The organism is Arthrobacter sp. fls2-241-R2A-200, assembly GCF_030209745.1.
Classification (GTDB): Bacteria; Actinomycetota; Actinomycetes; order Actinomycetales; family Micrococcaceae; genus Arthrobacter.
This window is the reverse complement of sequence record NZ_JARVRJ010000017.1, coordinates 197,938-222,434: the sequence shown is the minus strand read 5'-3', so window position 1 is coordinate 222,434 and position 24,497 is coordinate 197,938. Positions and strand designations below refer to the sequence as shown.

General features: G+C 62.0%; 25 protein-coding genes and 1 tRNA gene. 15 read left to right on the top strand and 11 right to left on the bottom strand.

Translation table 11 applies throughout. The features are described from left to right. Window positions 1-42 precede the first annotated feature (42 nt). Together QRN42_RS16780 and QRN42_RS16775 are read left to right on the top strand one after the other, a co-directional pair. Window positions 43-264, top strand: coding sequence for a hypothetical protein (locus QRN42_RS16780; RefSeq protein WP_284980256.1), 222 nt, complete (start codon window positions 43-45; stop codon window positions 262-264). Window positions 265-334: 70 nt separating this feature from the next. Continuing rightward, window positions 335-1,087 carry a potassium channel family protein gene (locus QRN42_RS16775; RefSeq protein ID WP_284976294.1) on the top strand — a complete coding sequence of 251 codons (753 nt, stop codon included), beginning with the start codon at window positions 335-337 and terminating at the stop codon, window positions 1,085-1,087. A 74-nt stretch (window positions 1,088-1,161) separates the two neighbouring features. On the opposite strand, the gene QRN42_RS16770 is transcribed toward QRN42_RS16775, so the two are convergent. Beyond that, a tRNA-Tyr gene (locus QRN42_RS16770) sits at window positions 1,162-1,243 on the bottom strand. 128 nt (window positions 1,244-1,371) lie between these two features. Continuing rightward, the gene (locus QRN42_RS16765; protein ID WP_284975419.1) at window positions 1,372-1,638 is read right to left on the bottom strand and encodes a hypothetical protein; all 267 of its coding nucleotides are present in this window, start codon (window positions 1,636-1,638) and stop codon (window positions 1,372-1,374) included. Window positions 1,639-1,816: 178 nt separating this feature from the next. Here QRN42_RS16765 and QRN42_RS16760 point away from each other — a divergent pair, with 178 nt between their 5' ends. The 5 genes from QRN42_RS16760 (at window position 1,817) to efeB (ending at window position 6,135) form a co-directional block, all read left to right on the top strand. Further along, complete coding sequence (locus QRN42_RS16760) at window positions 1,817-2,308, top strand: YajQ family cyclic di-GMP-binding protein (protein WP_284975420.1); 492 nt, start codon at window positions 1,817-1,819, stop codon at window positions 2,306-2,308. A 102-nt stretch (window positions 2,309-2,410) separates the two neighbouring features. Beyond that, window positions 2,411-2,554 (top strand): hypothetical protein, encoded by a 144-nt coding sequence (locus QRN42_RS16755; RefSeq protein ID WP_284980255.1) that lies wholly within the window; start codon window positions 2,411-2,413, stop codon window positions 2,552-2,554. A 135-nt stretch (window positions 2,555-2,689) separates the two neighbouring features. Further along, window positions 2,690-3,541 carry an iron uptake transporter permease EfeU gene (efeU, locus tag QRN42_RS16750; protein WP_284980254.1) on the top strand — a complete coding sequence of 284 codons (852 nt, stop codon included), beginning with the start codon at window positions 2,690-2,692 and terminating at the stop codon, window positions 3,539-3,541. Window positions 3,542-3,589: 48 nt separating this feature from the next. Next, on the top strand, window positions 3,590-4,777 hold the full coding sequence (gene efeO, locus QRN42_RS16745) for an iron uptake system protein EfeO (RefSeq protein ID WP_284980253.1): 1,188 nt from the start codon (window positions 3,590-3,592) through the stop codon (window positions 4,775-4,777). Next, window positions 4,774-6,135, top strand: a complete 1,362-nt coding sequence (gene efeB / locus QRN42_RS16740) for an iron uptake transporter deferrochelatase/peroxidase subunit (protein ID WP_284980252.1) — start codon at window positions 4,774-4,776, stop codon at window positions 6,133-6,135. Before efeO ends, efeB begins: the two co-directional genes overlap by 4 nt. Before the next feature lie 11 nt (window positions 6,136-6,146). On the opposite strand, the gene htpX is transcribed toward efeB, so the two are convergent. Together htpX and QRN42_RS16730 are read right to left on the bottom strand one after the other, a co-directional pair. Then, a complete protein-coding gene (htpX, locus tag QRN42_RS16735; RefSeq protein WP_284980311.1) occupies window positions 6,147-7,007 on the bottom strand; it encodes a zinc metalloprotease HtpX in 861 nt (286 codons plus the stop codon). A gap of 92 nt (window positions 7,008-7,099) precedes the next feature. Beyond that, window positions 7,100-8,371 carry an MFS transporter gene (locus QRN42_RS16730; RefSeq protein WP_284980251.1) on the bottom strand — a complete coding sequence of 424 codons (1,272 nt, stop codon included), beginning with the start codon at window positions 8,369-8,371 and terminating at the stop codon, window positions 7,100-7,102. A gap of 130 nt (window positions 8,372-8,501) precedes the next feature. Between QRN42_RS16730 and QRN42_RS16725 the strand changes: the two genes are divergently transcribed. The 7 genes from QRN42_RS16725 to QRN42_RS16695 all read left to right on the top strand — a co-directional run bounded on the left by QRN42_RS16725 (window position 8,502) and on the right by QRN42_RS16695 (window position 13,502). Beyond that, window positions 8,502-8,969, top strand: a complete 468-nt coding sequence (locus QRN42_RS16725) for a Fur family transcriptional regulator (RefSeq protein WP_284975426.1) — start codon at window positions 8,502-8,504, stop codon at window positions 8,967-8,969. A gap of 25 nt (window positions 8,970-8,994) precedes the next feature. Beyond that, on the top strand, window positions 8,995-10,491 hold the full coding sequence (locus tag QRN42_RS16720; protein WP_284980250.1) for a catalase: 1,497 nt from the start codon (window positions 8,995-8,997) through the stop codon (window positions 10,489-10,491). 120 nt (window positions 10,492-10,611) lie between these two features. Then, window positions 10,612-11,247, top strand: coding sequence for a DUF2461 domain-containing protein (locus QRN42_RS16715; protein ID WP_284980249.1), 636 nt, complete (start codon window positions 10,612-10,614; stop codon window positions 11,245-11,247). Between the two features lie 367 nt (window positions 11,248-11,614). Beyond that, entirely contained in the window at window positions 11,615-11,797 is a 183-nt protein-coding gene (locus tag QRN42_RS16710; protein ID WP_284980312.1) for a hypothetical protein, read from the top strand. Further along, on the top strand, window positions 11,772-12,332 hold the full coding sequence (locus tag QRN42_RS16705) for a GAF and ANTAR domain-containing protein (protein WP_284980310.1): 561 nt from the start codon (window positions 11,772-11,774) through the stop codon (window positions 12,330-12,332). Before QRN42_RS16710 ends, QRN42_RS16705 begins: the two co-directional genes overlap by 26 nt. Before the next feature lie 8 nt (window positions 12,333-12,340). Then, window positions 12,341-12,643: a hypothetical protein gene (locus QRN42_RS16700; RefSeq protein WP_284980248.1), complete on the top strand. Its 303-nt coding sequence runs from the start codon at window positions 12,341-12,343 to the stop codon at window positions 12,641-12,643. A gap of 136 nt (window positions 12,644-12,779) precedes the next feature. After that, entirely contained in the window at window positions 12,780-13,502 is a 723-nt protein-coding gene (locus tag QRN42_RS16695; protein ID WP_284980247.1) for a GAF and ANTAR domain-containing protein, read from the top strand. Window positions 13,503-13,622: 120 nt separating this feature from the next. Here the strand turns inward: QRN42_RS16695 and QRN42_RS16690 are convergent, their stop codons facing one another. The 5 genes from QRN42_RS16690 to QRN42_RS16670 all read right to left on the bottom strand — a co-directional run bounded on the left by QRN42_RS16690 (window position 13,623) and on the right by QRN42_RS16670 (window position 20,234). Then, on the bottom strand, window positions 13,623-15,179 hold the full coding sequence (locus tag QRN42_RS16690; RefSeq protein WP_284980246.1) for an amino acid permease: 1,557 nt from the start codon (window positions 15,177-15,179) through the stop codon (window positions 13,623-13,625). Between the two features lie 147 nt (window positions 15,180-15,326). Further along, entirely contained in the window at window positions 15,327-15,743 is a 417-nt protein-coding gene (locus QRN42_RS16685) for a DUF779 domain-containing protein (RefSeq protein WP_284980245.1), read from the bottom strand. Between the two features lie 26 nt (window positions 15,744-15,769). Further along, window positions 15,770-17,293 carry an acetaldehyde dehydrogenase ExaC gene (gene exaC, locus QRN42_RS16680; RefSeq protein ID WP_284980244.1) on the bottom strand — a complete coding sequence of 508 codons (1,524 nt, stop codon included), beginning with the start codon at window positions 17,291-17,293 and terminating at the stop codon, window positions 15,770-15,772. A 71-nt stretch (window positions 17,294-17,364) separates the two neighbouring features. Then, on the bottom strand, window positions 17,365-18,720 hold the full coding sequence (locus tag QRN42_RS16675) for a sigma-54-dependent transcriptional regulator family protein (protein WP_284980243.1): 1,356 nt from the start codon (window positions 18,718-18,720) through the stop codon (window positions 17,365-17,367). 74 nt (window positions 18,721-18,794) lie between these two features. Continuing rightward, window positions 18,795-20,234: an FAD-dependent oxidoreductase gene (locus QRN42_RS16670; RefSeq protein WP_284980242.1), complete on the bottom strand. Its 1,440-nt coding sequence runs from the start codon at window positions 20,232-20,234 to the stop codon at window positions 18,795-18,797. Window positions 20,235-20,362: 128 nt separating this feature from the next. Here QRN42_RS16670 and rarD point away from each other — a divergent pair, with 128 nt between their 5' ends. Next, window positions 20,363-21,433 carry an EamA family transporter RarD gene (rarD, locus tag QRN42_RS16665; protein ID WP_284980241.1) on the top strand — a complete coding sequence of 357 codons (1,071 nt, stop codon included), beginning with the start codon at window positions 20,363-20,365 and terminating at the stop codon, window positions 21,431-21,433. A 106-nt stretch (window positions 21,434-21,539) separates the two neighbouring features. Here rarD and gabT read toward each other — a convergent pair whose 3' ends face one another. Beyond that, complete coding sequence (gene gabT, locus QRN42_RS16660; RefSeq protein WP_284980240.1) at window positions 21,540-22,895, bottom strand: 4-aminobutyrate--2-oxoglutarate transaminase; 1,356 nt, start codon at window positions 22,893-22,895, stop codon at window positions 21,540-21,542. A gap of 55 nt (window positions 22,896-22,950) precedes the next feature. Beyond that, a complete protein-coding gene (locus QRN42_RS16655) occupies window positions 22,951-24,381 on the bottom strand; it encodes a gamma-aminobutyraldehyde dehydrogenase (RefSeq protein WP_284975435.1) in 1,431 nt (476 codons plus the stop codon). Between the last annotated feature and the right edge of the window lie 116 nt (window positions 24,382-24,497).

Sequence of the window (24,497 nt, the reverse complement as noted above, 5' to 3'; positions counted from 1 at the left end):
CGTATTAATCCTCGGACATACGCCGGCATTCAAGGAGGAACTTTGAGCACGCTTCAGACCGAGAGAGGCCACGCGGAAGTGTGGCCCGAACTCGCCCGACACCAGGAGATCGTGCTTTGCGATGCGCGAGGCAACCGCATCGAGGGCACCATCGACGGCATGACAGAGGACCGAAGCACCCTCTGGATCCAACTCAAAGGTGGGCTGGGGCGGCAGTTGGTACACCACTTGGACGGATATTGGCTGGAGCTTCCCGTCGCCTGACAGGGTTGGACCGCCTGACAGGGTTGAACCGGGCAAGGGGTCACCAAAGAGCAGTGACTAAAATTCCCCTATGACCCAAGCGCGATACCGGGCCCTCGTTGAATGGCCCCTGATGGCCACGGCCCTGATCTTCCTCACGGCTTATGCGTGGCAAGTCATCGGCCGGGTGGAAGGGCCCGCCGGCACGCCGTTCGAGATTGTCCTGTGGATTACCTGGGGCATTTTTGCCCTGGACTACTTCATCAACCTCTGGCTTGCCGAGGACCGTTGGCGGTGGTTCATCCGGAACCTGCACGAACTCCTGATTGTGGTGCTCCCCTTCTTTCGTCCACTCCGGCTGCTCCGGTTGGTCACCCTGCTCTCAGTCCTGCAGCGCACGGTCGGCGAGTCGCTGCGGGGACGCGTCGCAACATACGTCGCAGGGTCGGCTTCCATGCTGGTCCTCATTGGCGCCTTAGGGGTGCTTGATGTGGAGCAGAATGCTCCAGGCGCAAAGATCCTCAACTTTGGGGATGCCGCCTGGTGGGCCATCACCACCATCACTACCGTCGGCTACGGAGACCTCTATCCGGTAACGCCCATCGGCCGGATAGTCGCTGCCGCTCTCATGATGAGCGGCATCGCCGTCCTGGGTATCGTCACCGCAGCCATTGCTTCCTGGCTCGTTCAGCGGATCGAGGAGAACGCCGAGGGTGTTGCAGCGGCGGCGGAAGAAAAGCTGGTTGCCGCCGAAGAACCTGTCCGGGCTGAACTGGCGGACCTGATCATCGAGATCGCCGCCCTGCGCAAGGAAATCGCCGAGCTCCGAAAAGCCCAAGGCTAACGCGGACGATAATCCGGAATTCGACGCAGCACAAAAAATCCCCGGAACCAGTGGTTCCGGGGATTTTTCTTGGGTGGCAGATGAGGGATTCGAACCCCCGTAGGCGTTGCCAGCTGATTTACAGTCAGCCCCCTTTGGCCGCTCGGGTAATCTGCCGAACTTCAAAAGAAGATCACTTCCGGAGACCATTTCTTTCCGATCCGGTAACCGAAGGCAGAGACAACCTTACAGAACTTCCCGCGAAGAATCTAATCGGCAAACCCGGGCCTCGAGGCTTCGGTATTTCAAGCCTGCCCGAGGATTCGGCCAGCAAGCCTCGCTTCGAACTTTTGGGCCTGCTCGGCGGTGATCTGGTTTAGCTGCACAGCACGGAGCAGATCAGTGTGGATGCCGTCCATTCGCGCGTCGGCGTTAGGGACGGGGCTGAGGACTATGGATGCCGCGACGGCGGCTGCAGCGACCACACTTGCTGCCGCTACTGCTGCCGTGCCGATAGAACCCGCTGCCGCAGAGGCGGACTTACCGACGTAACGGACGGCCTTGGTGCTCATGCTTACCTCCGGTTGTGCTCTTCAACTTGGTACAACTCTCCGGGCAGGTCCTCGGTTCCAGCCAAGCGTGTGCTGTGAGCGAACTGTGAAAGCTGTCCACCGTTCCAACAGTCGCTGTCCGTACTAGGCTGGATGCCAGACCAACCGCCCTTACAGGGCCCCCAACCTAAGGAGAGTCATGGCAGGCGAATCCACGTTCGACGTCGTCAGCAAGGTAGACAAGCAAGAGGTCGCCAACGCGCTCAATCAGTCCCAGAAGGAAATCGCCCAGCGTTACGACTTCAAGGGCGTGGGCGCAGAGATCGATTTCAGCGGTGAAAAGATCCTGATGAAGGCCAACTCGGAGGACCGCGTACTCGCTGTCCTGGATGTGTTCCAGTCCAAGCTCATCAAGCGCGGCATCTCACTGAAATCGTTGGAGCAGGGCGAACCGTTCCCCTCGGGTAAGGAGTTCCGCCTTGAGTGCTCCATCAAGGAGGGCATCGCCCAGGACATCGCGAAGAAGATCAACAAGATCATCCGCGATGAGGCCCCCAAGTCAGTAAAGTCCCAGATTCAGGGCGATGAACTTCGCGTCACCTCCAAGTCCCGCGATGACCTGCAGGAGACCATGAATATCCTGAAGAAGTTCGACGAAGCCGATCTTCAGTTCGTCAACTTCCGCAGCTAAGTCCGTTCCGCAGGCACCGAGGGTCGCAGCGAGCAATTGTGCTCCTGCGGCCCTCGTCGTCTTCCTCAGCGTACGCTCAGATTGTGCTGTCACGGTGTGACGGTGACAACTGAACTACGCCCCGCAACCGGTGACAAGCTGGCCGACATTCAGCAGTTCGCCGAAGACCTCCGATCCTCGGATAACCCGGACGAAGTTGCCGTCGGCCTCAAGCTCCTGCTCATCCTCAAGGGCAAAAACACCTAGATCGCCAAGACGCAGCGCCCCTACCCAGCAGCGTATTGTCATTACGTCACGAAAACTTTGCGTAATGACCGCCACACAGTATTCTTTCTTATTAGGCGAGCCTAAGTACGGCTTCCCTTAGCGAAAGAATTGATCATGACCGCCAATTTCCTGATCGGCCTGCGCGAAGGCCTCGAGGCATCCCTCGTCGTTGTCCTCCTGATGACCTACCTCGTCAAAACAGGCAGGCAGTCCTTGATCCCAAGGCTATGGGCCGGCGTTGCCCTCGCTATCGCTGTATCCCTTGGATTCGGCGCCCTCCTGACCTTCGGTCCCCGTGGGCTGACCTTCGAGGCCCAGGAGGCAATCGGTGGCGGCCTGTCCATAGTGGCCGTCGCCTTGGTGACCTGGATGGTCTTCTGGATGGCGCGCACGGCGCGCAGCCTGGGCGGCGAGTTGCGCTCGCACGTGGATAAGGCGGCCGACGGCGCCGCCTGGGGACTGGTCTTGGTGGCAGCCCTGGCCGTGGGCCGTGAAGGGCTGGAAACAGCTCTGTTCATTTGGGCCGCCGCGCAGTCCACCGGAGCAAGCACTCTCCCGCTGGTGGGTGCATTGCTCGGTCTCTTGGCTGCCGCTGGCCTCGGGTACCTGCTGCACCGGGGAGTCCTGAAAGTGAACCTGGGCCGCTTCTTCACCTGGACCGGAGTTGGACTGATTATCATCGCCGGGGGCGTGTTGGCTTACGGCGTCCACGACCTGCAGGAAGCCGGCATCTTCCCAGGCCTGCACAGCCTGGCCTTCGACGTCTCAGCCGCCGTGCCGCCGTCGTCGTGGTACGGCACTTTGCTCAAAGGCACCCTGAACTTCTCCCCCGCAACCACTTGGCTCGAGGCCACGGTCTGGTTGCTGTACGTCATTCCCGTGCTGTTCCTGTACATCCGCGCCAATAGGTCTCCTGCTGCGCAACCGGTACGCAGTCCGGCTGCCGCGGTCACCGCGCACCCCTGATCCCGCTCCGCTCACACTCGCTTCCCCTCGAACCTAAAGGACACGCCCATGCCTGGCGCCGCCATGCCCGCTTCGCCCACATTCCGTAGAGTGCTTGCCGTACTCGGCGCAGCAGTCGCTGTGCCTTTGGTACTGACTGGTTGCACGGACAATGCCAAACCTGCGAGCGCAACCGGGGGCCCCATCCAGGTGAGCAGCACCGCAACCGAGTGCAAGCTGTCTGCCACCAGCGCCCCGAGTGGCAACCTGACGTTCTCCGTGAAGAACGATGGAACCGAAATCACCGAGTTCTATCTGCTCGCCGAGGATGGCTTGCGGATCCTCGGCGAAGTGGAGAACATCGGCCCGGGCATTACCCGGAACTTGGTGGTCACCGTTTCCGCTGGCAAGTACACCACGGCGTGCAAACCGGGCATGCAGGGTGACGGGATCCGCGGCTCCTTCGAGGTCACGGACTCGGGCAACAAGCCCAGCCTCAATGCCGACCACCAGAAACTCCTGGATACCGGGACCCAGCAGTACGCAGCCTACGTCAAAGACCAAAGCGAGCAATTACTCACGGGGACCAAAGACTTCGCCGCTGCCTTCGCTGCCGGAGACGCCGCCAAAGCCCGTGACCTCTATGCAGCCACGCGCATGCACTGGGAACGCATCGAGCCCGTAGCGGAGTCCTTTGGTGACCTTGACCCGAAGTTGGACGCCCGCGAGGCGGACCTTGAGCCGGGGCAGGAATGGACCGGCTGGCACCGGGCTGAAAAGGACCTGTTCCCACCCGCTGGGTACACCCCTATGACGCAGGCAGAGCGCCAGGCTGTCTCCACCAACTTGATCGCCACCACGGAGGATCTGGTCCAACGGACCCGGTCCGTGACACTGACGGCGGACAAGCTCGGCAACGGCGCCAAGGAACTCCTCGATGAAGTGGCCACCGGTAAAGTCACCGGTGAGGAAGAGATCTGGTCCCACACCGACCTCTGGGATTTCCAAGCCAATGTTGATGGCGCCCGGATCGCCTTCGAAAGTCTCAAGCCTGCACTGAAGGAAAAGGATGCGGATCTCGCCGCCTCACTGGACGAGAAATTCACCGCCCTTCAAACAGAGCTGAAAAAGCACGCCAAGGGCGACGGCTTTGCCTACTACAACGAGCTCAGCAAGGACCAGGTGCAGCAGCTTGCGGCCTTGGTCGACGCGTTGGCCGAACCCCTCTCCAAGCTCACCGCTTCGGTGGTGCTGTGAGCGGCTGCCCTTTCGGACACGGCGGTGAGGTTTCCGGCGGTGCAGCCGGGGGTGCCCCTAACGAATCTCGACAGACGAGCGGGTTTTCGCGCCGCGGTTTGCTGTCCATTGCGGGCATTGGCGGTGCCGGGGCCGTCGCCGGCTTGGCTGCCGGGTTTCTGGGCCACGACGCCGTCGCGGCCACACCGGCAGGAGCTACCGCGCCTAGCACCGATGCCGCCGTGGTGCCTTTCTTCGGCGATTATCAGGCCGGAATCACCACTCCCGCCCAGGACCGCCTCCACATGGCCGCTTTCGATGTAACCACCGAGGACCGCAAGGACCTGGTCAAGCTCCTGCGTGATTGGACCGCCGCAGCGGAGGCCATGACCGCAGGCAAGCCCACCGGCGAGACTGGCGCCGTCGACGGACCGTACAACGCTCCGCCCGAGGACACCGGGGAGGCGCTGGATCTCGCCGCCGCACATTTGACCTTGACGTTTGGCTTTGGGGCGGGGCTTTTCGAGAAGGACGGCAAGGCCCGATTCGGCCTGGAGGGCCGCCGCCCCGAAGCCCTGATCGATCTTCCGCACTTTCCCGGGGACGATCTTCAGCCCGGGCGGACCGGCGGGGACATTGTCATCCAGGCCTGCGCCGACGACCCCCAAGTGGCAGTCCACGCCATCCGCAACCTGGCCCGGATCGGCTTCGGCAAGGTCCGGGTGCGCTGGTCGCAGTTGGGTTTTGGGCGCACGTCCTCCACCTCAAGGGCGCAGGCGACACCCCGGAATCTCTTTGGCTTCAAGGACGGCACCAACAACCTCAAAGTGGAGGACAACTCGCTCTTGAACGACCATGTGTGGGTGGCTCCCGGGGACCGTGCCGGGGAGCAGTGGATGGCCGGGGGAAGCTACCTTGTGGCACGCCGTATCCAGATGCACATAGAGACGTGGGACAGGACGTCGCTTCGGGAACAGGAGGGTTTGATCGGACGCACCAAGGGCACCGGGGCGCCGCTGTCCGGAGGCGACGAGTTCACCGCTCCCGACTTCAAGCTCGCCGGGCGGGACGGAACCCCCTTGGTCCCCCTCGACTCGCACATGCGCCTCGCCCATCCCGACCAGAACGACGGCGTACGGATGCTGCGCCGCGGTTACAACTTCACGGACGGCTCTGACGGCCTGGGCCACGTGGATGCGGGGTTGTTCTTCATCGCATTCGTCAAGGATCCCAGGACCCACTACGTGCCCATGCAACTGGCACTGGCCAAGGGCGACACACTCTCCGTGGACTACCTCAAGCACACAGGCTCGGGGCTGTTCGCCGTGCCACCGGGCATTAAACAGGGTGGCTTCATCGGCGAAGGCCTGTTCTCCTAACCCGGCGGGGGCTAACGGACCGCCATTCGCTCCAGGCGGCTGATCCTCTCCTTCATGGGAGGATGCGTGGCAAAAATCCGCCGCATTCCGCCGCCACGGAATGGATTCGCGATCATGAGATGCGAAGCATTGACGAGGTTCTGGTCCTGTGGGAGCGGAATTTGTGTGACGCCATTCTCGATCTTGCGCAGGGCTGAGGCGAGCGCCAGCGGATCGCCGGTCAACCGCGCTCCGTCCTCATCGGCGTCGTACTCCCGCGTGCGGGAGATGGCCATCTGGATCAAGGACGCGGCAAAAGGTGCCAACAGTGCCATCGCGATCATGGCGAGCGGGTTTGCGTTGCGGCGGTCCCCGCCGCCGAAGAACAACAACATCTGCCCCACGGACGTGATGACCCCAGCCACCGCGGCGGCAACCGAAGATGTCAGGATGTCGCGGTTGTACACATGCATGAGCTCGTGGCCCAGCACGCCCCGAAGTTCGCGGGCGTCGAGCAAGTGCAGTATCCCTTCCGTGCAGCACACGGCGGCGTTCTTGGGGTTCCGCCCTGTGGCGAAGGCGTTGGGCGTCATGGTGGGCGAGAGGTAGATCCGCGGCATGGGTTTGTTGGCCCGCATCGAAAGCTCCCGGACGATCTGATAGAGCTGCGGGGCTTGCGCTTCGCTGACCGGATAGGCGGCCATGGAGCGAATCGCGATTTTATCGCTGTTCCAGTAGCCGTAAGCCGTGGTCGCCACACCCAGCAAGGCCATGATCCACAGCGGCGCGGCACTCCGCGTTCCGGCCCCGATGATGGCGCCCAGTCCCAGCAACACCGCCCATAGCACGCCAAAGAGTGCGGCGGTCTTGAGGCCGTTGTTGTGGTTTCGCACCGTTGTCATCGTCACTTTCATCAGTTCGCATGTGGATTGGTTGTCAGGTGGATTAGCTAATGACCTTAACGACGACGGCGGCCGTCCTGTTCCTACGGCGTCGGGTGTTTGGCATCGTACGCCGCAAACCCGGGCTGGATTCGCGCGGCCAGCAGGGCCAGGACCATGCAGACCATCCCTCCCGCGAGCAGCACCCCACCCTCGCTGAGGAATCGGGTGACCCCGCCGGCAACCAGGTCACCGATGCGTGGGCCACCGGCAACCACCACCACGAACACACCTTGCAGGCGCCCACGGAGATGGTCGGGGGTGGCCGACTGGAGAATGGTGGTTCGGAAAACGGCGCTGACGGAATCCGCGATTCCGGCGAGCGCGCAGCAAAGAGCCGCGGGAATCAGCCAGGATGTCACGCCTCCACGCCCTGATTCACCGGCCAGGAGGACCACCAGGCCAAAGGCGGCGATTGAACCACCCCAGCCGATCACGGACCACACAACTGCGCTCCCTTGCCGTCGGACCCGTCCCAGCGGTCCCGAGAAGAGGCCCGCGAGAAATGCGCCGACCGCCGTTGCCGCGAGGAGCACCCCTACTGTGATTTCACCGCCTCCGATCATCACGGCTCCGATAGCCGGCATCAGAGCGCGCGGCTGGGCGAAGATCATGGCGATGAGGTCGATGATGAAGGTCATGCGGACGTTGGGGCGTGTGCCGAGGAACCGGAATCCCTCCACCACTGAGCGAAGTCCCGGCCGGGCGGCGTCGTGGGATGGCGGCATGGCCGGGAGCCCCAAAAGGCCCCACAGCGCGAAAGTGAAACTGATGACATCGATGGTGTACGTCCAGCCGAAGCCGATGCTCGCTACCAGTACGCCTGCCAGCAATGGCCCGGCCGTCATCGAAAGGCCGAACGTCAGCATGTTCAGTGCATTTGCAGCTGGAAGCAATTCCTTGCGGACCAACAGCGGGATGATCGCGCTGCGTGCGGGTCCGTTGATTCCCTGCGCGCCGCTCTGGATAGCTACCAGCACGTAGAGGATCCAGATGTTGCCTAAGTGCAACCATGCCTGCAGGGCCAAACCTGCCGTGGATGCCCACAGGACCAGGGAAGCAATCAGGGCAACTTTCCGGCGGTCGTAAGCATCTGACACTGATCCGCCATATAGCCCCGCAACGACGAGGGGCACCAAGGCGAAGATGCCGAGCAAGCCGACATAGAGGCTCTGTTGGGTCAGCCGGTAGACCTCCAAACTGACAGCCACCAAAGTGAGTTGGGAACCGACGGCGGCTATGGACGCCCCCAGCCACAGTCGTCGAAATGCGGGACTCTCCTTGAGGGGGGTGATGTCCGCCAATAGTTTTGCCACCGTGTAAGCCTAAGCAGCGCGCACCAGCCCGGGCCGCAAGACGGGCAGGTTACGGAAGGTTTTGCTTTGTTCACGCTAAGTTAGCCACGCCTTATTGTGAACTCCTAATAATAAGTGTTTCAATGAATGCATGACCGCACTCACAGCCGAACAGGAAACATGGGCCGCTGAGCTGCGTGCCCACGGCCGGCGAGTCACCAAACAGCGCCTGGCTGTGCTTGCAGCAGTCCAGCACCACCCGCACTCTCCCGCCGAAGGAATACTCGCGGCCGCCCGCCAGGAGCTTCCCGAACTAACGGCCCAGTCCGTCTATGTGGTCCTCAGCGACCTGACTGACCTTGAGATGCTGCGCCGGTTCGAGCCACCGCACTCCCCCGCACTCTATGAAACCCGCGTGGGCGACAACCACCACCACGCCGTCTGTACCAGTTGCGGCCGTGTTGAAGACGTCGATTGCGCGGTGGGGCACGCACCGTGCCTCACGCCGCATTGGAGTGGGAACTCCAAGCCCATGACCATCCGGATCGCAGATGTCCTCTACCAAGGCATCTGCCAGGACTGCCAGTCCAAACAACAGCTTCCCGTAAACCTCACGTAACCAAGAAATAGAAAAAAGGAGAACGATGACCGCGAATATCACGCCCGTTCAGTCGACCACCCAGTCCGGTGCCCCCGTCACCTCGGACGCTCACTCGAAGTCCGTCGGCGCTGACGGTGCCATCATCCTGACTGACCACTACCTTGTGGAAAAGCTCGCCCAGTTCAACCGCGAGCGGGTCCCGGAGCGCGTAGTTCACGCCAAGGGCGGCGGAGCTTTCGGCACGTTCAAAACCACCTCGGACGTTTCCGCATACACCAAGGCGGCCTTCCTGCAGCCCGGCGTCGAGACGGATATGCTGATCCGTTTCTCCTCCGTCGCAGGCGAAAACGGCTCCCCGGACACGTGGCGCGACCCTCGCGGTTTCGCGGTGAAGTTCTACACCTCAGAGGGCAACTACGACCTCGTCGGCAACAACACCCCGGTGTTCTTCATCCGCGACGGCATCAAGTTCCCGGACTTCATCCACTCCCAGAAGCGCCTCCCGGGCAGCCACCTGCGCGACGCCGATATGCAGTGGGACTTCTGGACGCTCTCCCCGGAGTCGGCGCACCAGGTGACCTGGCTCATGGGTGACCGCGGCCTTCCGGCTTCCTGGCGTGAAATGCAGGGCTACGGCTCGCACACTTACCAGTGGATCAACGCGGCCGGCGAGCGTTTCTGGGTCAAGTACCACTTCAAGTCCAACCAGGGCGTGGACTCCATGACCGGAGACCAGGCAGAAGCACTTGCCGGCTCGGATGCAGACTTCTACATCCGCGACCTTCAGGAAAACATCGACGCCGGCAACTTCCCCTCGTGGGAACTGCACGTCCAGGTGATGCCGTATGAGGACGCCAAGACGTACCGCTTCAACCCGTTCGACCTCACCAAGGTGTGGCCGCACTCGGACTACCCGCTGATCCACGTGGGCACCATGGAACTGAACAAGAACCCGGAGAACTACTTCGCGCAGATCGAGCAGGCCACCTTCGCGCCGTCGAACTTCGTCCCGGGGATCGCGGCTTCACCGGACAAGATGCTGCAGGCCCGCATCTTCTCCTACGCGGACGCGCACCGTTACCGCGTGGGCACCAACCACGCACAGATCCCGGTGAACCAGCCAAAGAACGCTGTGCACAACTACAGCCAGGACGGCCAGGGACGCTACCTGTTCAACGCTCCCACCACTCCGGTGTACGCACCGAACTCAGTCGGTGGACCTGCAGCGGTGGAGCCCCTCTCCCCCGCCGGTGGCTGGGAGAATGATGGAGAACTGACCCTCTCCGCTCACACCCTGCACGCTGAGGACGACGACTTCGGCCAGGCCGGAACCTTGTACCGCGAGGTCTACGATGAAGCTGCCAAGGCCCGCTTCCTCGACACGATCACCGGTGCCGTCGGTGGCGTGAAGAGCGCCGTTATCAAGGAACGCGCTATCCAGTACTGGACCAACGTCGACGCCGAACTCGGTGCCAAGCTGCGCGCCAACCTCGGTGCCGGCCAGACCACGTCAGACGCTGAAGCAGCCAACAAGCTCTAAGCTCTACGGCTTCTTGGGACACCCCGTCACGGATCTCCGTGGCGGGGTGTCCCTTTTCTTTTTCCACATAGCCTTAGCGGCCTATGGTTGTCGCTCGGCCCCGATCCATAGGATCTTCTCATGAGCACATTCGAGGGCATCCCCACCGCTGCATTCCGCTTCTACGCCGAGCTTGAAGAGAACAACAACCGCGAGTGGTGGTTGGAACACAAAAAGACGTACGACGACTGCGTGCGGGGTCCGCTGGCAGCTCTTCTTGCGGAGTTGGAGCCGGAGTTCGGGCCAGCCAAAATTTTCCGTCCCAATAGGGACGTCAGGTTCTCGCAGGACAAGTCTCCGTACAAGACGGCCCAGGGAGCTTTCGCTGCGATCCAGGAGGGCGTGGGCTATTACCTCCAAGTCAGCGCTGACGGTCTGTTGGTGGGCGGCGGATACCATTCCCACACACCAGCCCAACTGGCGCGCTTCAGGGCTGCAGTTGACGCTCCGGACAGCGGCTTGGAGTTGGAGCGCATCATGGACTCCGTGACCTCCGCCGGGTTTACCGTCGAGGGCGAAAAACTCAAAACCGTTCCCCGCGGTTTCGACAAAGACCACCCCCGGGGTGAGCTGCTCAAACATAAGACGCTATCTGCCCGAGAGCATCTGGGAGAGCCTGCCTGGGTCTCGACGGACGCTGCGGTGGAACACGTCGCCGCTCGTTGGGAAGCGCTCAAGCCCTTGGTGCAATGGGTCAGCGTTCATGCCGCACCGTGACGGACAGCCAGCAAGACTGTGGGTCAGAAAGACTGTGGGTCTAAAGATCGTGGCGGTTCTAAGACCGTGATTCTGATCCCAATGTGTCAGCGATGTGCGATCGCTCGGTGATGGAGGATCCATCGGTGCGGGCCAGGACTAGGATCGTAAGTGGGACCTGTAGGCGCATGCTCTGCGTGACTCTGCGGACGGTTGACCGAAATCAACTCGGGCGCAGCAATCGCGCGGGCTGTCGTGGATGTTTGTCTTTTCTATTTTTGGGTAGAACAGGCACACACGAGGGCCGCTTCGGGTGGCTGCAGCACGTCAGGTCATCAGGTTCCGCGGCAGCCAGGGCAGTCCTTGGCACTATAGAGGCGAGAAAGCAATGAACGATTTCCTTCCACTGGCAAGTGAACTTACTGCCTTGGCAGGACCAGCAGCAGGTGGTTCCCTCACGGAGGAGAACGCCGCTAAAGCCGTGCAATCCCTCGCGTACGTCCTCAAGGACTCGGTACCCCAGCGCAACAGGTGCTGGCGCGTCAATCATCAACGCCCGCGGACGCCGTGAAAGCGCAGGCGCAACGGACTCGGTAGTACTACAGGCCGACAAGCTTCAGTACATGCTCGGGATAGGCCCATGCCTGAGCGCGTGGGCAGAGCAACGCCCTATCCTCATCCAGGACATCACGAGGGAGACCCGCTGGCCGGAGTGGACGGCCCGGATCACCGGTCTTCCGCTGCGGTCCGTGCTCAGCGCCCCGCTGACAACCGAAGGAAGGCGCATTGGTGCGATCAAGGTCTACTCGTCGGCTCCCAACGCCTTCGATGATCACTCGGTATTCCTCATCGAACGGCTCGCCACCCCCGCGGCTGTGATGCTCGGCAACGCCCGGGACAGGGAAGCCACGGAGCGGATGAGCTCACAACTGGTAGAAGCCTTGTCCAACCGCGACTTGATCTCGCGGGCTCAGGGTGTGCTCATGGAACGGATGAAGCTCACGGCCAGGGAAACCCTGACCGTCATGCTCTCCGCCTCCAAAGGCGGAGACAAGCCCTTGCACGAGATAGCCCGGGAGATCGTCAACGGAATGACCAACCAGTAGGAGAACCTGTGGAGTCGTTCGATGAACCAAACGGACAAGCACCAGCAACCCGCCGGGCTATGGAAGAAGCCGGTCTCCGGCTCAACGCTGTCTGGATGCGGTACTTCAGCTTCACTGGAGAAGCCGGCGAGTACGAAATCGACGCCTACCTCAACGGATCATTAGAGCTGCCCGCCCACGAACGTGACCTCATCTCCCACGCGGTCAATGAACTCATCAAAGAGCTCCCACCGCGGCGGATGGCGCCCTACAGCGGTAAACCTCCCGAGACGCACCAAGAGCAAAATTCATCAAGCGAAAACCCCTCATGAAACCCGGGCTCCGGAAGGCGGCCCGTCCCGCGTGCTTCCGAGCAGCGCAAACCTTTACAGGCGTCCCTGCCTTGCAGGGGTCCCTTCCTTACAGGGAGCCCTTCGATCCTTGAGCGTCTGCTCCTATGATGGAAATGTGGGTGATCGCGAAGAGGACCAGCAACGTCTTCGCCAGCTCATAGCCGGCAGCGAGGACGTCAGAAGCTTCCTTGACGGAATGACACGCTATGCGGCCACACTGATGAGCCGAGCCACAGGCGCGCCAGTACAGTGCGCCCTGATTCTGTGGCGGCCCGGGGGTCCTGTAAGTATTGTCGGAAGCAGCAACGACGCACTCTGGCAGGGAGGGCTGGCATACGTGTGGGGTAACGGGCCCGCCCTGGAAGCCACGGAAACGTCCCGCCTCATCGTTATTGCCGACACGAGCCTGGACCAGCGTTGGCCGGACTACACCAAAAGCCTTGCCTCCGCCCACATTCGGAACGTCTTAATCGTTCCCTTGGGTGTTGGGAAAGACGCGTCCGCAGCTCTGCACTTCTTCGCCGACAGGACAGGGGTCTTCACAGGGCAGGCTATCAGGGACGCAACCGGGTTTGCCGAGAGCGCGGGCCCAGCACTACGCCTCACCCTTCGCATGCCGACCTCTGGCGGGAATGACAAGGACCTGTACGCCGCCTTGGCCCGGCAGGCACCTATCGAACTCGCCAGCCGGATGATCATGTCCCGAAACAATTGCACTCGCGCCGAGGCCCGGTCGGTACTCCTCGGGAGATCCCGGAGTAACCACCAAAAACTTCAGAGTGTTGCCGAAGACATCATTGCGGGGTTCCCGGGAGGACGGCGCTTCTACCAACCTTGAAGATCGGGACCCGCCACGGCCACGTGGCAGCACCGACACAAGAGCGCCCGGAACCATTCTCTCCGGGCGCTCCATGGGGCACATACCAGTCAGCTGTCTGACAAGACAGCCCTGCCAATGTCAGACCTTGGTATAGCTGCCTTCCGACGTTCCGCGGTGTGTTTCGTCCTCGCCCGCAGGGGTGTTGACGGCGGCCTTCGCAGAGGCGAACTTCTCATTGAGCCGCGAATGGCGTTGTCCGTAGGAGAAGTAGATGACGATGCCAATGACCAACCAGATAGCGAAGAAGATCCACGTCTCTACGGCGAGGTTGGTCATCAGGTACACGCACAGGACCGCAGAAACCCAAGGGAGCACCTTACCCAAGGGAACCCTGAACGCGGGCTTGAGGTCGGGACGCTTTTTGCGGAGGACAAGGATGCCAAGGCTGACCATCACGAACGCAGACAGTGTCCCGATGTTGATCATTTCTTCCAACAGATCCACGTTCGTCAGCCCGGCCACCAAGGCAACGGCACCGCCGCAAATGATTTGCAGGCGTGCGGGGGTGGATCGTTTGGCGCTGGTCTTCGAAAGGGCGCGGGGCAACAATCCGTCCCGGCTCATTGCCAGGACAACACGTGAGAGGCCCATGAGAAGCACCATGATCACCGTGGTCAGGCCGATCAACGAACCAAAAGCGATGACCTTGGCCGCATCGGTGTTACCTACGGCCTCGAATGCCGTAGTCAGGGTGGGGTTCTTTTCCTGGGCCAGCTGGGCGTAGGAAACCATGCCGGTGAGGGCAAGTGAGACCAGAATGTAGAGCAGGGTGACCACAGCCAAGCCGCTGAAGATCCCTCGCGGCAAGGTCTTCTGCGGATTCTTGACTTCCTCGGCGGAAGTGGCCACGACGTCGAAGCCGATGAACGCGAAGAACACCAGCGCAGCACCAGCAAAGATGCCTAAGGTTCCGTATTGGGCCGGGACCGCACCAGTGAGGAAACCAAAGAAGGACTGCTTCATCACGTCGCCTGCACCAGCTCCGGCGGTCGGCTGGGAGGCGGGAACGAAGGGCGTGAAGTTGGAGAACTTGACGTAGCTGAAACCCACGATGATCACAAAGAGCACCACGGCGATCTTGATGATCGTGAAGACATTGCCCACGCGTGCGGACAACTTAGTCCCCAGGACCAGCAAGACGGTAAAGATTGCGACGATGAGGAACGCACCCCAGTAGAGGTCGACGCCGCCGACGTTCAACGCCGGCGGAACGTCAACACCCATCAAGGCAAAAACCTTGCTGAGGTAGATCCCCCAATATTTGGCGATCACTGCCGCGGCGGTAAACAGTTCCAGGATGAGGTTCCAGCCGATGATCCACGCGAGCACCTCACCCATGGTGGCGTAGGTGAACACGTACGCCGACCCGGCCACTGGGATCGCCGTGGCGAATTCCGCGTAACACATGATGGCCAGGGCACACGTAACAGCAGCGATGGCAAAGGAGATCGTGACGGCCGGACCGGCAAAGTTCGCTGCGGCTTTGGCCCCAACGGAGAAGATCCCGGCGCCAACCGCAACGGCCACGCCCATAATCATCAAGTCCCAGGTACTGAGGCTGCGCTTGAGCTTACGCCCGGGCTCATCGGCGTCGGCGATCGATTGCTCGATCGACTTGGTCCTGAAAATGTTCATGAAGGTGCCACATTCTGGAGGAGGCTGGTAATGGACTCATCAAGAATAGTGTCCGGCCAATGGACGGCCCCAGTTATTCCAGATACTGAGACGCCCGGATAGCCGATACCCAATAGCCGACTCACGGTTGCACGTCACGGCCCCTCGTCACATCCCCGGGACTTTCCAATCCATCAGGGTAGACCTGATGAGGAACCGTTTGCCCTCGGGGGCTTCCACCGAAAACCCGCTTCCCCTGCCAGGGACCACGTCCACGGTGAGGTGGGTGTGCGACCAATAGGCGAATTGTTCCTTGGACATCCAGAATTCCAGCGGCTGCGGTTCCTGAACCGATCCGACGTCGAACCTTCCGAGGAGGACATCGGAGTCCCCGGTCAGGAATTCCCCGGCGGGAAAGCACATCGGGGACGAGCCGTCGCAACAGCCCCCGGACTGATGGAACATCAGTGGCCCGTGCTGGAGCCACAGTTTACGCAGGAGCTCCACGGCCGCCGCGGTGAGCGCCACCCGGGAGAAATCCTCCCCGGGCAACGTCACCGCAGCGTCCAGGCTGGGGTTGTTCATGGTGAACCTTCCCTGGTGACCGACTCCTAGAAGAAGCCGAGCTTGTTCTCGTTGTAGCTGACCAGGAGGTTCTTGGTCTGCTGGTAGTGGTCCAGCATCATGGCGTGGTTTTCACGGCCGATGCCCGAGGATTTGTATCCGCCGAAGGCAGCGCCGGCCGGGTAGGCGTGGTCGTTGTTGATCCACACGCGGCCGGCCTGGATTTCCCGTCCGGCCCTGTAAGCGACGTTTCCGTCGCGCGACCAAACACCTGCGCCAAGCCCGTACAGGGTGTCGTTGGCGATACCGATGGCGTCGTTGTAATCGCTGAATTTAGTAACGGACACCACCGGACCAAAAATCTCTTCCTGGAAGATGCGCATCCGGTTGTGGCCTTCGAAGATGGTGGGCTGGACGTAGTAGCCCTCGCCCAGTTCACCGGAGAGTTCGGCCCGCGCGCCGCCTGTGAGGATCTTGGCGCCTTCCTGCTTTCCGATGTCGATGTAGGAGAGGATCTTCTCGAGCTGGTCGTTGGACGCCTGGGCACCCACCTGCGTGTCAGTGTCCAGCGGGTTGCCTTGGATGATTTTCTGCGTCCGGGCGATGACGTCGGCCATGAACGAATCGTAAATTCCCTCTTGGACCAGCGCGCGGGAGGGGCAGGTGCACACCTCACCTTGGTTGAAGGCGAAGAGCGTGAAGCCTTCCTGGGCTTTGTCGTAGAAGGCATCGTCCCGGGCTGCGACGTCGTCAAAGAAGATGTTGGGGCTCTTACCGCCCAGTTCCAAGGTGACAGGAATGAGGTTGTTGGATGCATATTGGCTGATGAGGCGGCCTGTAGTGGTCTCGCCCGTGAAAGCGATCTTGCGGATGCGCGGGCTGGAAGCCAACGGCTTTCCGGCTTCAACCCCGAAGCCATTGACGACGTTCACCACGCCCGCAGGCAGAAGATCGCTGATCAGTTCCATCAGGACCAGGATGGACGACGGCGTCTGCTCGGCCGGCTTGAGCACCACCGCGTTGCCGGCTGCCAGGGCCGGAGCCAGCTTCCACACAGCCATGAGGATGGGAAAGTTCCACGGAATGATCTGGCCCACCACGCCCAAGGGTTCCTTGAAGTGGTACGCCGTGGTGTCCTCGTCGAGCTGGGAAAGGTGGCCTTCCTGGGCACGAACGGCTGCGGCGAAGTAGCGGAAGTGGTCGGCGGCCAAGGGGATGTCGGCATTGAGCGTTTCACGGATGGGCTTGCCGTTGTCCCACGTTTCCGCAACGGCGAGCATCTCCACGTTCTCGTCGATACGGTCGGCAATCTTGTTGAGAATGGCCGCGCGTTCGGTGGCCGACGTCTTCCCCCAAGAAGGCGCAACTTTGTGGGCGGCGTCCAGGGCCAGTTCGATGTCCTCGGACGTTCCGCGGGCAACCTCGCAGAAAGCCTTGCCTGTCACCGGGGTGATGTTCTCAAAGTAGGCGCCCTTGACCGGGGCAACCCACTCGCCGCCAATCCAGTTCTCGTACCGGTCCTTGAAGGTAACCTTCGAACCCTCGGCACCTGGCCGGGCGTAAACGGTCATTGCTAGCTCCTTTGCTGCGAATCACGGTGGCTGTCGCCGTTGATCCGAGCCTAGGAGCCGCTACGTTGCAGCTACGTTGCAACCTTGTGAGCCAGCTCACTGTCGATGCGTTCGAGGTCAATGACGACGGCGGCGCGGCGTGGCGAGCGCGGCGGCAGCAGCCTGAGGACGGCAAGGCGGACGTCGACGTCGTACTTCGCCTCAGGCAGTTCAGCGTACTTGAGGAGCGAATCGACGCTACCGTCACTGAGCAGCGCTTCACGCAGCACGTGGGAGAGGCGCTCGCGCAAGTGCACGACGCCGGGCGCCTCCGAACGCGGCAGGACAGCACCTTTGTAGATCTCCAAGGCGATGCGGTGCGCGCCGCGCTGGAGGCAGTTCAGCACTTGCCCGGAGTCAGGAAGCAACTCGACGGGCAGCCGGTAAGGCCGTGACTCGGGAACGGCATCCGGGCTGAGCTCTTGGAGGACCTTGCGCAGACGTACCATCTCGGCGCGAAGTGTTGCCGGGGATCCGCCACCCGGATAGAGCTCGGCGCACAAGTCCTCTGCGCTGAGACCGTCAGGGTGGCTGGAAAGGATGGCCAGGAGCTCGCTGTGCCGTGCCGACAGGGAAACAGTCCGGCCCGCAATGCTGAGCAGGGCTTGGTCCCGTCCGAGCAACTGGAGGCTGTTCCGATACAAGGCCTGGTTCGGAGTCGGCAGCGCGCTGCGGCGACGCGGCCTGTCCCGAACAGCCGCGGCACGCTGCAGGCGTTCGATTCGAAGCTGCGCTTGGGCTGCAGCAACAGTTGCCTCCACTAAGGAGACCGTGTGTGGTGCCACGGCGATGTCGGTACCGGTGATGTCCACAACACCTAGCACCGCTCCGGAATCGGGGTCATGGAAGGGCACGGCGGTGCAGCTCCAGGCATGGGCAGACCTCTTGAAGTGTTCCGCGCCGGCGATCTGGATGCTGCGGTCCAGGGCAAGGGCCGTACCGGGCGCGCTGGTCCCAACGGATGCCTCTGACCAGTCGGAGCCGGCGACGAACATCATCCCTTCTGCGCGCCGCTGCATCACCGGGTCACCGTCCACCCATAGGAGCCGGCCAACGTCGTCGCCCACCGCCACCAAAAGGCCGCTGTCATGGCTGGGCTGGACCAGGAGTTTCCTGATGACCGGCATGATGGCAGCCAACGGATGGTCCTGGCGGTACTGCTCCAGCTCATCTCTGTCCATGGCGAGGGGTGCTTCGGCGAGGTCTGGATTGGCCTTCAGGCTGGCCGAACGCTGCCAGGATTCGCGGACCAATCGGCGCAGGCCGGAGATCTCGGTCGCGGAGTCGGACCGCAGAATGTCCAAGTGTTCGTGCCCGGCCAAGGCACGCTTTTGCAACAGCTTCCCGGCATCGCTACCGGCAACTGCAGGATGGACTGAATTCTTCATGGAACTCCCGTAGTGCGCCGCGCAGGTGGTGCGCGGCACAGTACCGAGGAGTCTAGTTCGTTACAGGGAGATTGTCAGCCACGCGAAATTCTGATCATGTCCTCACGTGGAACAACCTTGATGCGCTCACGAACCACGCCGTCCGGGTTTTCATCCGAAGCCGACCAGGAAGCACCCAAGGCGGTTTCGTGGGCATCGAGCCGGTTCCAGCCCTCCCAGGTGGTGTACTCGATCCCGCGATCATCCAAAAGATCGATGATCGCCTGGGGGTCGGGGTTCTGGGCGGGTGGCAGATTCAGCCGGTCTTCCAACAGAAACCCAACAGTCTCCAAGGCATCACCCTTGGTATGCCCGATCAGGCCCACGGGCCCGCGTTTGATCCAGCCAGTGGCATAGATGCCGGGCATGTGGTTTCCGTCGGCATCCAGGACGCGGCCGCCGTCGTTCGGTATGACGCCACGGCGGGTATCGTATTCAAGCTCTTCCAGCGGCGAACCGTGGTAGCCAATGGCGCGGTACACGGACTGGACCGGGTATTCGATGAACTCCCCCGTGCCCTTGACGTTTCCGGTGCCATCCAACTGCATGCGCTCGAACTTGATGCCCGCCACCTTTCCCGGTGTCTCCGGCGAGTCCACGATTTCAGCGGGGCTGTGCAGGAAGTGCAGGTGCAGGCGGCGGGAGGACGGCTGCTCTGACTCCGTGTGCTCCTCCACAAGCCAGTTGGTCATGGTGTTGACCATGGTCTTGATCTGGTTGTTGGTGCGTATCGCTTCGTCGGAGGCGTCGTCGAACTCGAAGTCCTCCGGGTACAACACGATGTCCACGTCCTTGCAGTGCGAAAGCTCGCGCAGCTCCAAAGGCGTGAACTTAACCTGCGCGGGACCTCGACGGCCAAAGACGTGGACGTCGGTGACCGGGGACTTCTTGAGCCCGGCGTAGACGTTGTCCGGAATCTCCGTGACAAGCAACTCTTCAGGATGCTTGACCAGCATGCGGGCTACGTCCAAGGCCACGTTGCCATTGCCGATGACCGCAACTTCCTTGGCATCCAGTGGCCAATCCCGGGGAACGTCCGGATGGCCGTCGTACCACGACACAAAATCCGCTCCACCAAAAGATCCATCAAGCTCGACGCCGGGAATCTTCAGGTCTGCGTCCTTGATGGCACCGGTGGAGAAGATCACTGCGTCATAGAAAGAACGGAAGTCATGGAGGGTGAGGTCCCGGCCATATGTGACATTGCCCAGGAACCTGATATCGCCGCGGTCCAGCACTTTGTGCAGTGCGTTAACGATGCCCTTGATGCGCGGATGGTCAGGCGCAACACCATACCGGATCAAGCCATACGGTGCGGGATAAGCCTCGAAGAGGTCGATGCTGACCTCCACGCGGCCTTCTTTGACCTCCGCGGACTTGGTCAAGATGTCCGCCGCATAGACACCGGCGGGGCCCGCACCGATGATCGCGACGCGAAGCGGCCGTTGGGGAGTGTTATCGGTTGAGTTGGACACCGTTAGCCCTTCCGAAGCAGTGAGCCACGCCGCCGTAGGGGCGTGCAGACTCCAATTCTAGGGGTCTGCTCCGCACCGGGCCGCTTATATGGCAAGAGTCACGACATTTCATCAACAGCCCTGTTACATTGCGGAATATTGCGCGGTCCGGCTCTGTTGCCGACAGTGTGTCTACACCGGATCAGATAGCTTCCAGCCCACCTTCCACCACGCAACCCACGACGCCGGGTGCCCGCCCGGGGACGGCGGGCAAAGCTGGCGGTGCCGGTACCTTCGGCAAACCCGTGCGTAGCGAGTCGAGGGCGGGGATCCTGTTCGGCATCGGTGCGTACGGCCTGTGGGGACTCCTTCCCCTCTATTTCTTCATCCTTCAGCCCGCCGGAGCCCTTGAGATCGTGGCCAACCGCGTTGTTTGGTCGCTGATTTTCTGCGCACTTCTGATCACCGTCACGCGGGCCTGGAAGGCTTTGGGTAACGCGCTCCGGGACCGCTCCGTGTTTGGCCCCCTTGCAGTGGCCGCCGTGCTGATTGCCATCAACTGGCTGACATATACCTTCGGAGTCACTACCGGGCACGCCGTTGAAACGTCCTTGGGCTATTTCATCAACCCGCTGGTGTCCGTGCTGCTCGGCGTCTTCGTCCTGAAGGAGAAGCTGCGGCCCTTGCAGTGGGCCGCCGTCGGGATCGGATTCCTGGCCGTGGGCGTCCTGACCTTTTCTTATGGGCAGTTGCCGTGGATTGCCTTGGTGCTTGCTTTCAGCTTCGGCTTGTATGGCTTCGTCAAAAAGCGCGTCGGTCCCAAGGTGGACGCACTGACCAGCCTGTCGGTGGAGACCGTGGTTCTCGCGCCCTTCGCGGCCGTCACCATGGTGGTTCTGGGAAGCTCCGGTGCCTCGACGCTCACAACGATGGGCCCGGGACACTTCTGGCTGCTCCTGGCATCGGGCGTCATCACCGCAGTGCCTCTGTTGTTCTTCGGCGCCTCTGCCAGGCGGCTCCCGATGACCACCATCGGGTTGCTCCAGTATTTTGCACCGATCCTTCAGTTCATTGTGGCGCTGACGGTGTTCAACGAAACCATGACGCCGGCACGCTGGACCGGCTTTGGCGTGGTGTGGCTGGCCTTGGTCCTGCTGACCATCGACATGCTTCGGATGACCCGGAAAAACTCGGTACTCAAGAAACAGGCCCGCGCCTAGGCTGCGCCCGGTTTGAATCGGGCCCCGTGTGAATCGGGCCCGGTTTAGACCGGGTTAAAAAGAGGAGGGCCGGGGAATCCCCGGCCCTCCTCTTGGGTGGTGCAGCTTACGCGTTGGCCTTGATGGCCGCAGCGAGAACTTCGAGGCCGTCGATGAGCAGCTCGTCGCTGATCACCAGCGGCGGGAGCAAGCGGATCACGTTGCCGTAGGTGCCACAGGTCAGGATGATGACGCCTTCCTTGAGACACGCGGCGGCTACTGCCTTGGTGAGCTCGGCGTTCGGTTCCTTGGAGCCGGGCTGGACGAGTTCGATGGCCAGCATGGCGCCACGGCCGCGGACATCGCCAACCGCCGAAACTTCAGAGGCCAGTTCGCGGAGCTTGCCCAGGGCCAGCTCTTCGATGTGGCGTGCACGGCCGTTGAGGTCATGCTGTTCCATGGTGCCAATTGCGGCGATGGCTGCAGCACAAGCAACCGGGTTGCCACCGTAGGTGCCGCCCAGGCCGCCCGGGTGAACGGCGTCGAGCAGGTCTGCGCGGCCGGTGATCGCGGACAGCGGGAGGCCGCCGGCGATGCCCTTGGCCATGGTGATGATGTCCGGGACAACACCTTCGTGGTCAACGGCAAACCATTCGCCGGTGCGGCAGAAGCCGGACTGGACTTCGTCAGCAATGAAGACGATGCCCTTTTCCTTGGCCCAAGCGGCCAGTGCCGGGAGGAAGCCTTCGGCCGGGACGATGAATCCGCCCTCGCCCTGGATCGGTTCGATGATGATCGCGGCTACCTGGTCGCCACCGATCTGCTTCTCGATCATGGTGATGGCGCGCTTGGCGGCCTCGGCACCGGTGATTTCCGGGTTCTCTTCACGGAACGGGTAGCTCATGGGCATGCGGTAGACCTCGGGCGCGAACGGGCCGAAGTTGGTCTTGTACGGCATGGCCTTGGCGGTCAGCGCCATGGTCAGGTTGGTGCGGCCGTGGTAGGCGTGGTCGAAAGCTACGACGGCGTCGCGGCCGGTGGCCAAGCGTGCCACCTTGACGGCGTTCTCAACAGCTTCGGCACCGGAGTTGAACAGCACAGTGCGCTTGGCGTGGTCGCCCGGGGTGAGGCGGTTGAGCTGCTCGGCGACGGCGACGTAGCCCTCGTACGGAGTCACCATGAAGCAAGTGTGCGTGAAGTGCGCGGCGGCTTCCTGGACAGCGGCGACGACGGCGGGATCGGACGCGCCGACGCTGGTCACGGCGATGCCGGAACCGAGGTCGATGAAGGAGTTGCCGTCGACGTCGCGGATGATGCCGCCGTCGGCGTCTTCAACGTAGACCGGGACGCCGGAGGCGACGCCGGCCGCAACGACGGCGGAGCGGCGCTCGGCCAGTGCCTGCGACTTGGGCCCGGGGAAAGCGCCGTTGATGTTGCGCTTCTGCTCGATGCGGTACGAGAGTTCGTTCGCGGTAGTAGTCATGAGGTTGCCTTTCTGGGAATTTCGTACGGTTACGCGGCTGCGTTATGCAATCGCGTTATGCATCGAGCGCAGACATCACGTGCTTGATGCGCGTGTAGTCCTCAACGCCGTACATGGAGAGGTCCTTGCCGTAGCCGGACTGTTTGAAGCCGCCGTGCGGCATCTCAGCCGTCAGCAGGATGTGGGTGTTGATCCAGACCGCACCGAAGTCCAGATCGCGGCTCATGCGCATGGCGGTGCCGTGGTCGGTTGTCCACACGCTGGATGCAAGGGCGTACTCGACGTCGTTTGCCATCTCCAGCGCTTCGGCCTCGGTGCTGAACTTCTGGACGGTGATGACCGGGCCAAAGGTTTCCATCTGCACGATGTCATCGGTCTGCTTGGCGCCGGAGACGATAGTGGGCTCGAAGAAGAAGCCCTTCTCGCCAGCGCGGTGTCCGCCGGTCTCGATCTTGCAGTTTTCCGGAAGGTTCTCCACCACGGACGTCACCGCGTTGAAGTGGTTGATGTTGTTGAGCGGGCCGAAGTAGTTGTCTTCGTCATTCTGCGAGCCGGTCTGCAGGGTCTTGGTGTGCTCCACCATGGCCGCCACCATGTCATCGTGGATCTCGTCCTGGATCAGCACACGGGTGATGGCAGTGCAGTCCTGGCCTGCGTTGAAGAAGGCAAACTCGGCGATGGCTGCCGCGCTCTTCTTGATGTCGGCATCCTTGAACACGATGGCCGGCGCCTTGCCGCCCAATTCAAGGTGAGCACGCTTGAGGCCCTTGGCAGCACCAGTGGCGACGGCGATGCCTGCGCGGACGGACCCGGTGATGGATACCAGGCCGGGGACTTTGTGGTCCACCATCATGGCACCGGTTTCACCCGTACCGAGGACGACGTTCAGGACACCGGCGGGGAAGATCTCACCGGCGAGGCGGGCCAGCACCAACGTGGATTCGGGAGTGGTGTCGGACGGCTTCAGGACCACGGTGTTTCCCGCGGCCAAGGCAGGGCCGATCTTCCAGATGGCCATGAGGAACGGGTAGTTCCACGGTGCAACCTGTGCCACCACGCCGATCGGTTCGCGGCGCACGTAGGAGGTGTGGCCCTCGAAGTATTCGCCGGCCGACTTGCCTTCCATGATGCGCGCGGCACCGGCGAAGAAGCGGAGCTGGTCAGCACCGGCAGCAACTTCCTCGGATGCGATGAGGGAGCGGACCTGTCCGGTGTTGCGGTGCTGGGCTTCGACCAGTTCCTCGCTGTTGGCCTCGACGGCGTCGGCGAGCTTAAGGAGCATCAGCTGGCGCTGCCCGGGGGTCACTTTCTTCCACGTCTTGAAGGCTTCCTTGGCCGCGGACATGGCAGCGTCGACGTCGGCCTGCACCGAAATGGGCGACTTGGCAACGGTTTCCCCGGTGGCCGGGTTCACGATGTCCATGAGATTCGTGCCCGTCGGCGTGACAAATTCGCCGTTGATGAAGTTTTGCAAGGTTTGAACCACGGTGTGCAACCCTCTTTCGGAGCCTGGAGACTGGATTTAGCTGATCAGAGCCTATGCCAGGCGAGGGGTCCAAGGAATAGTCAGCTGCACACTCCCCCGGGCTCGCCTTAGTGCGC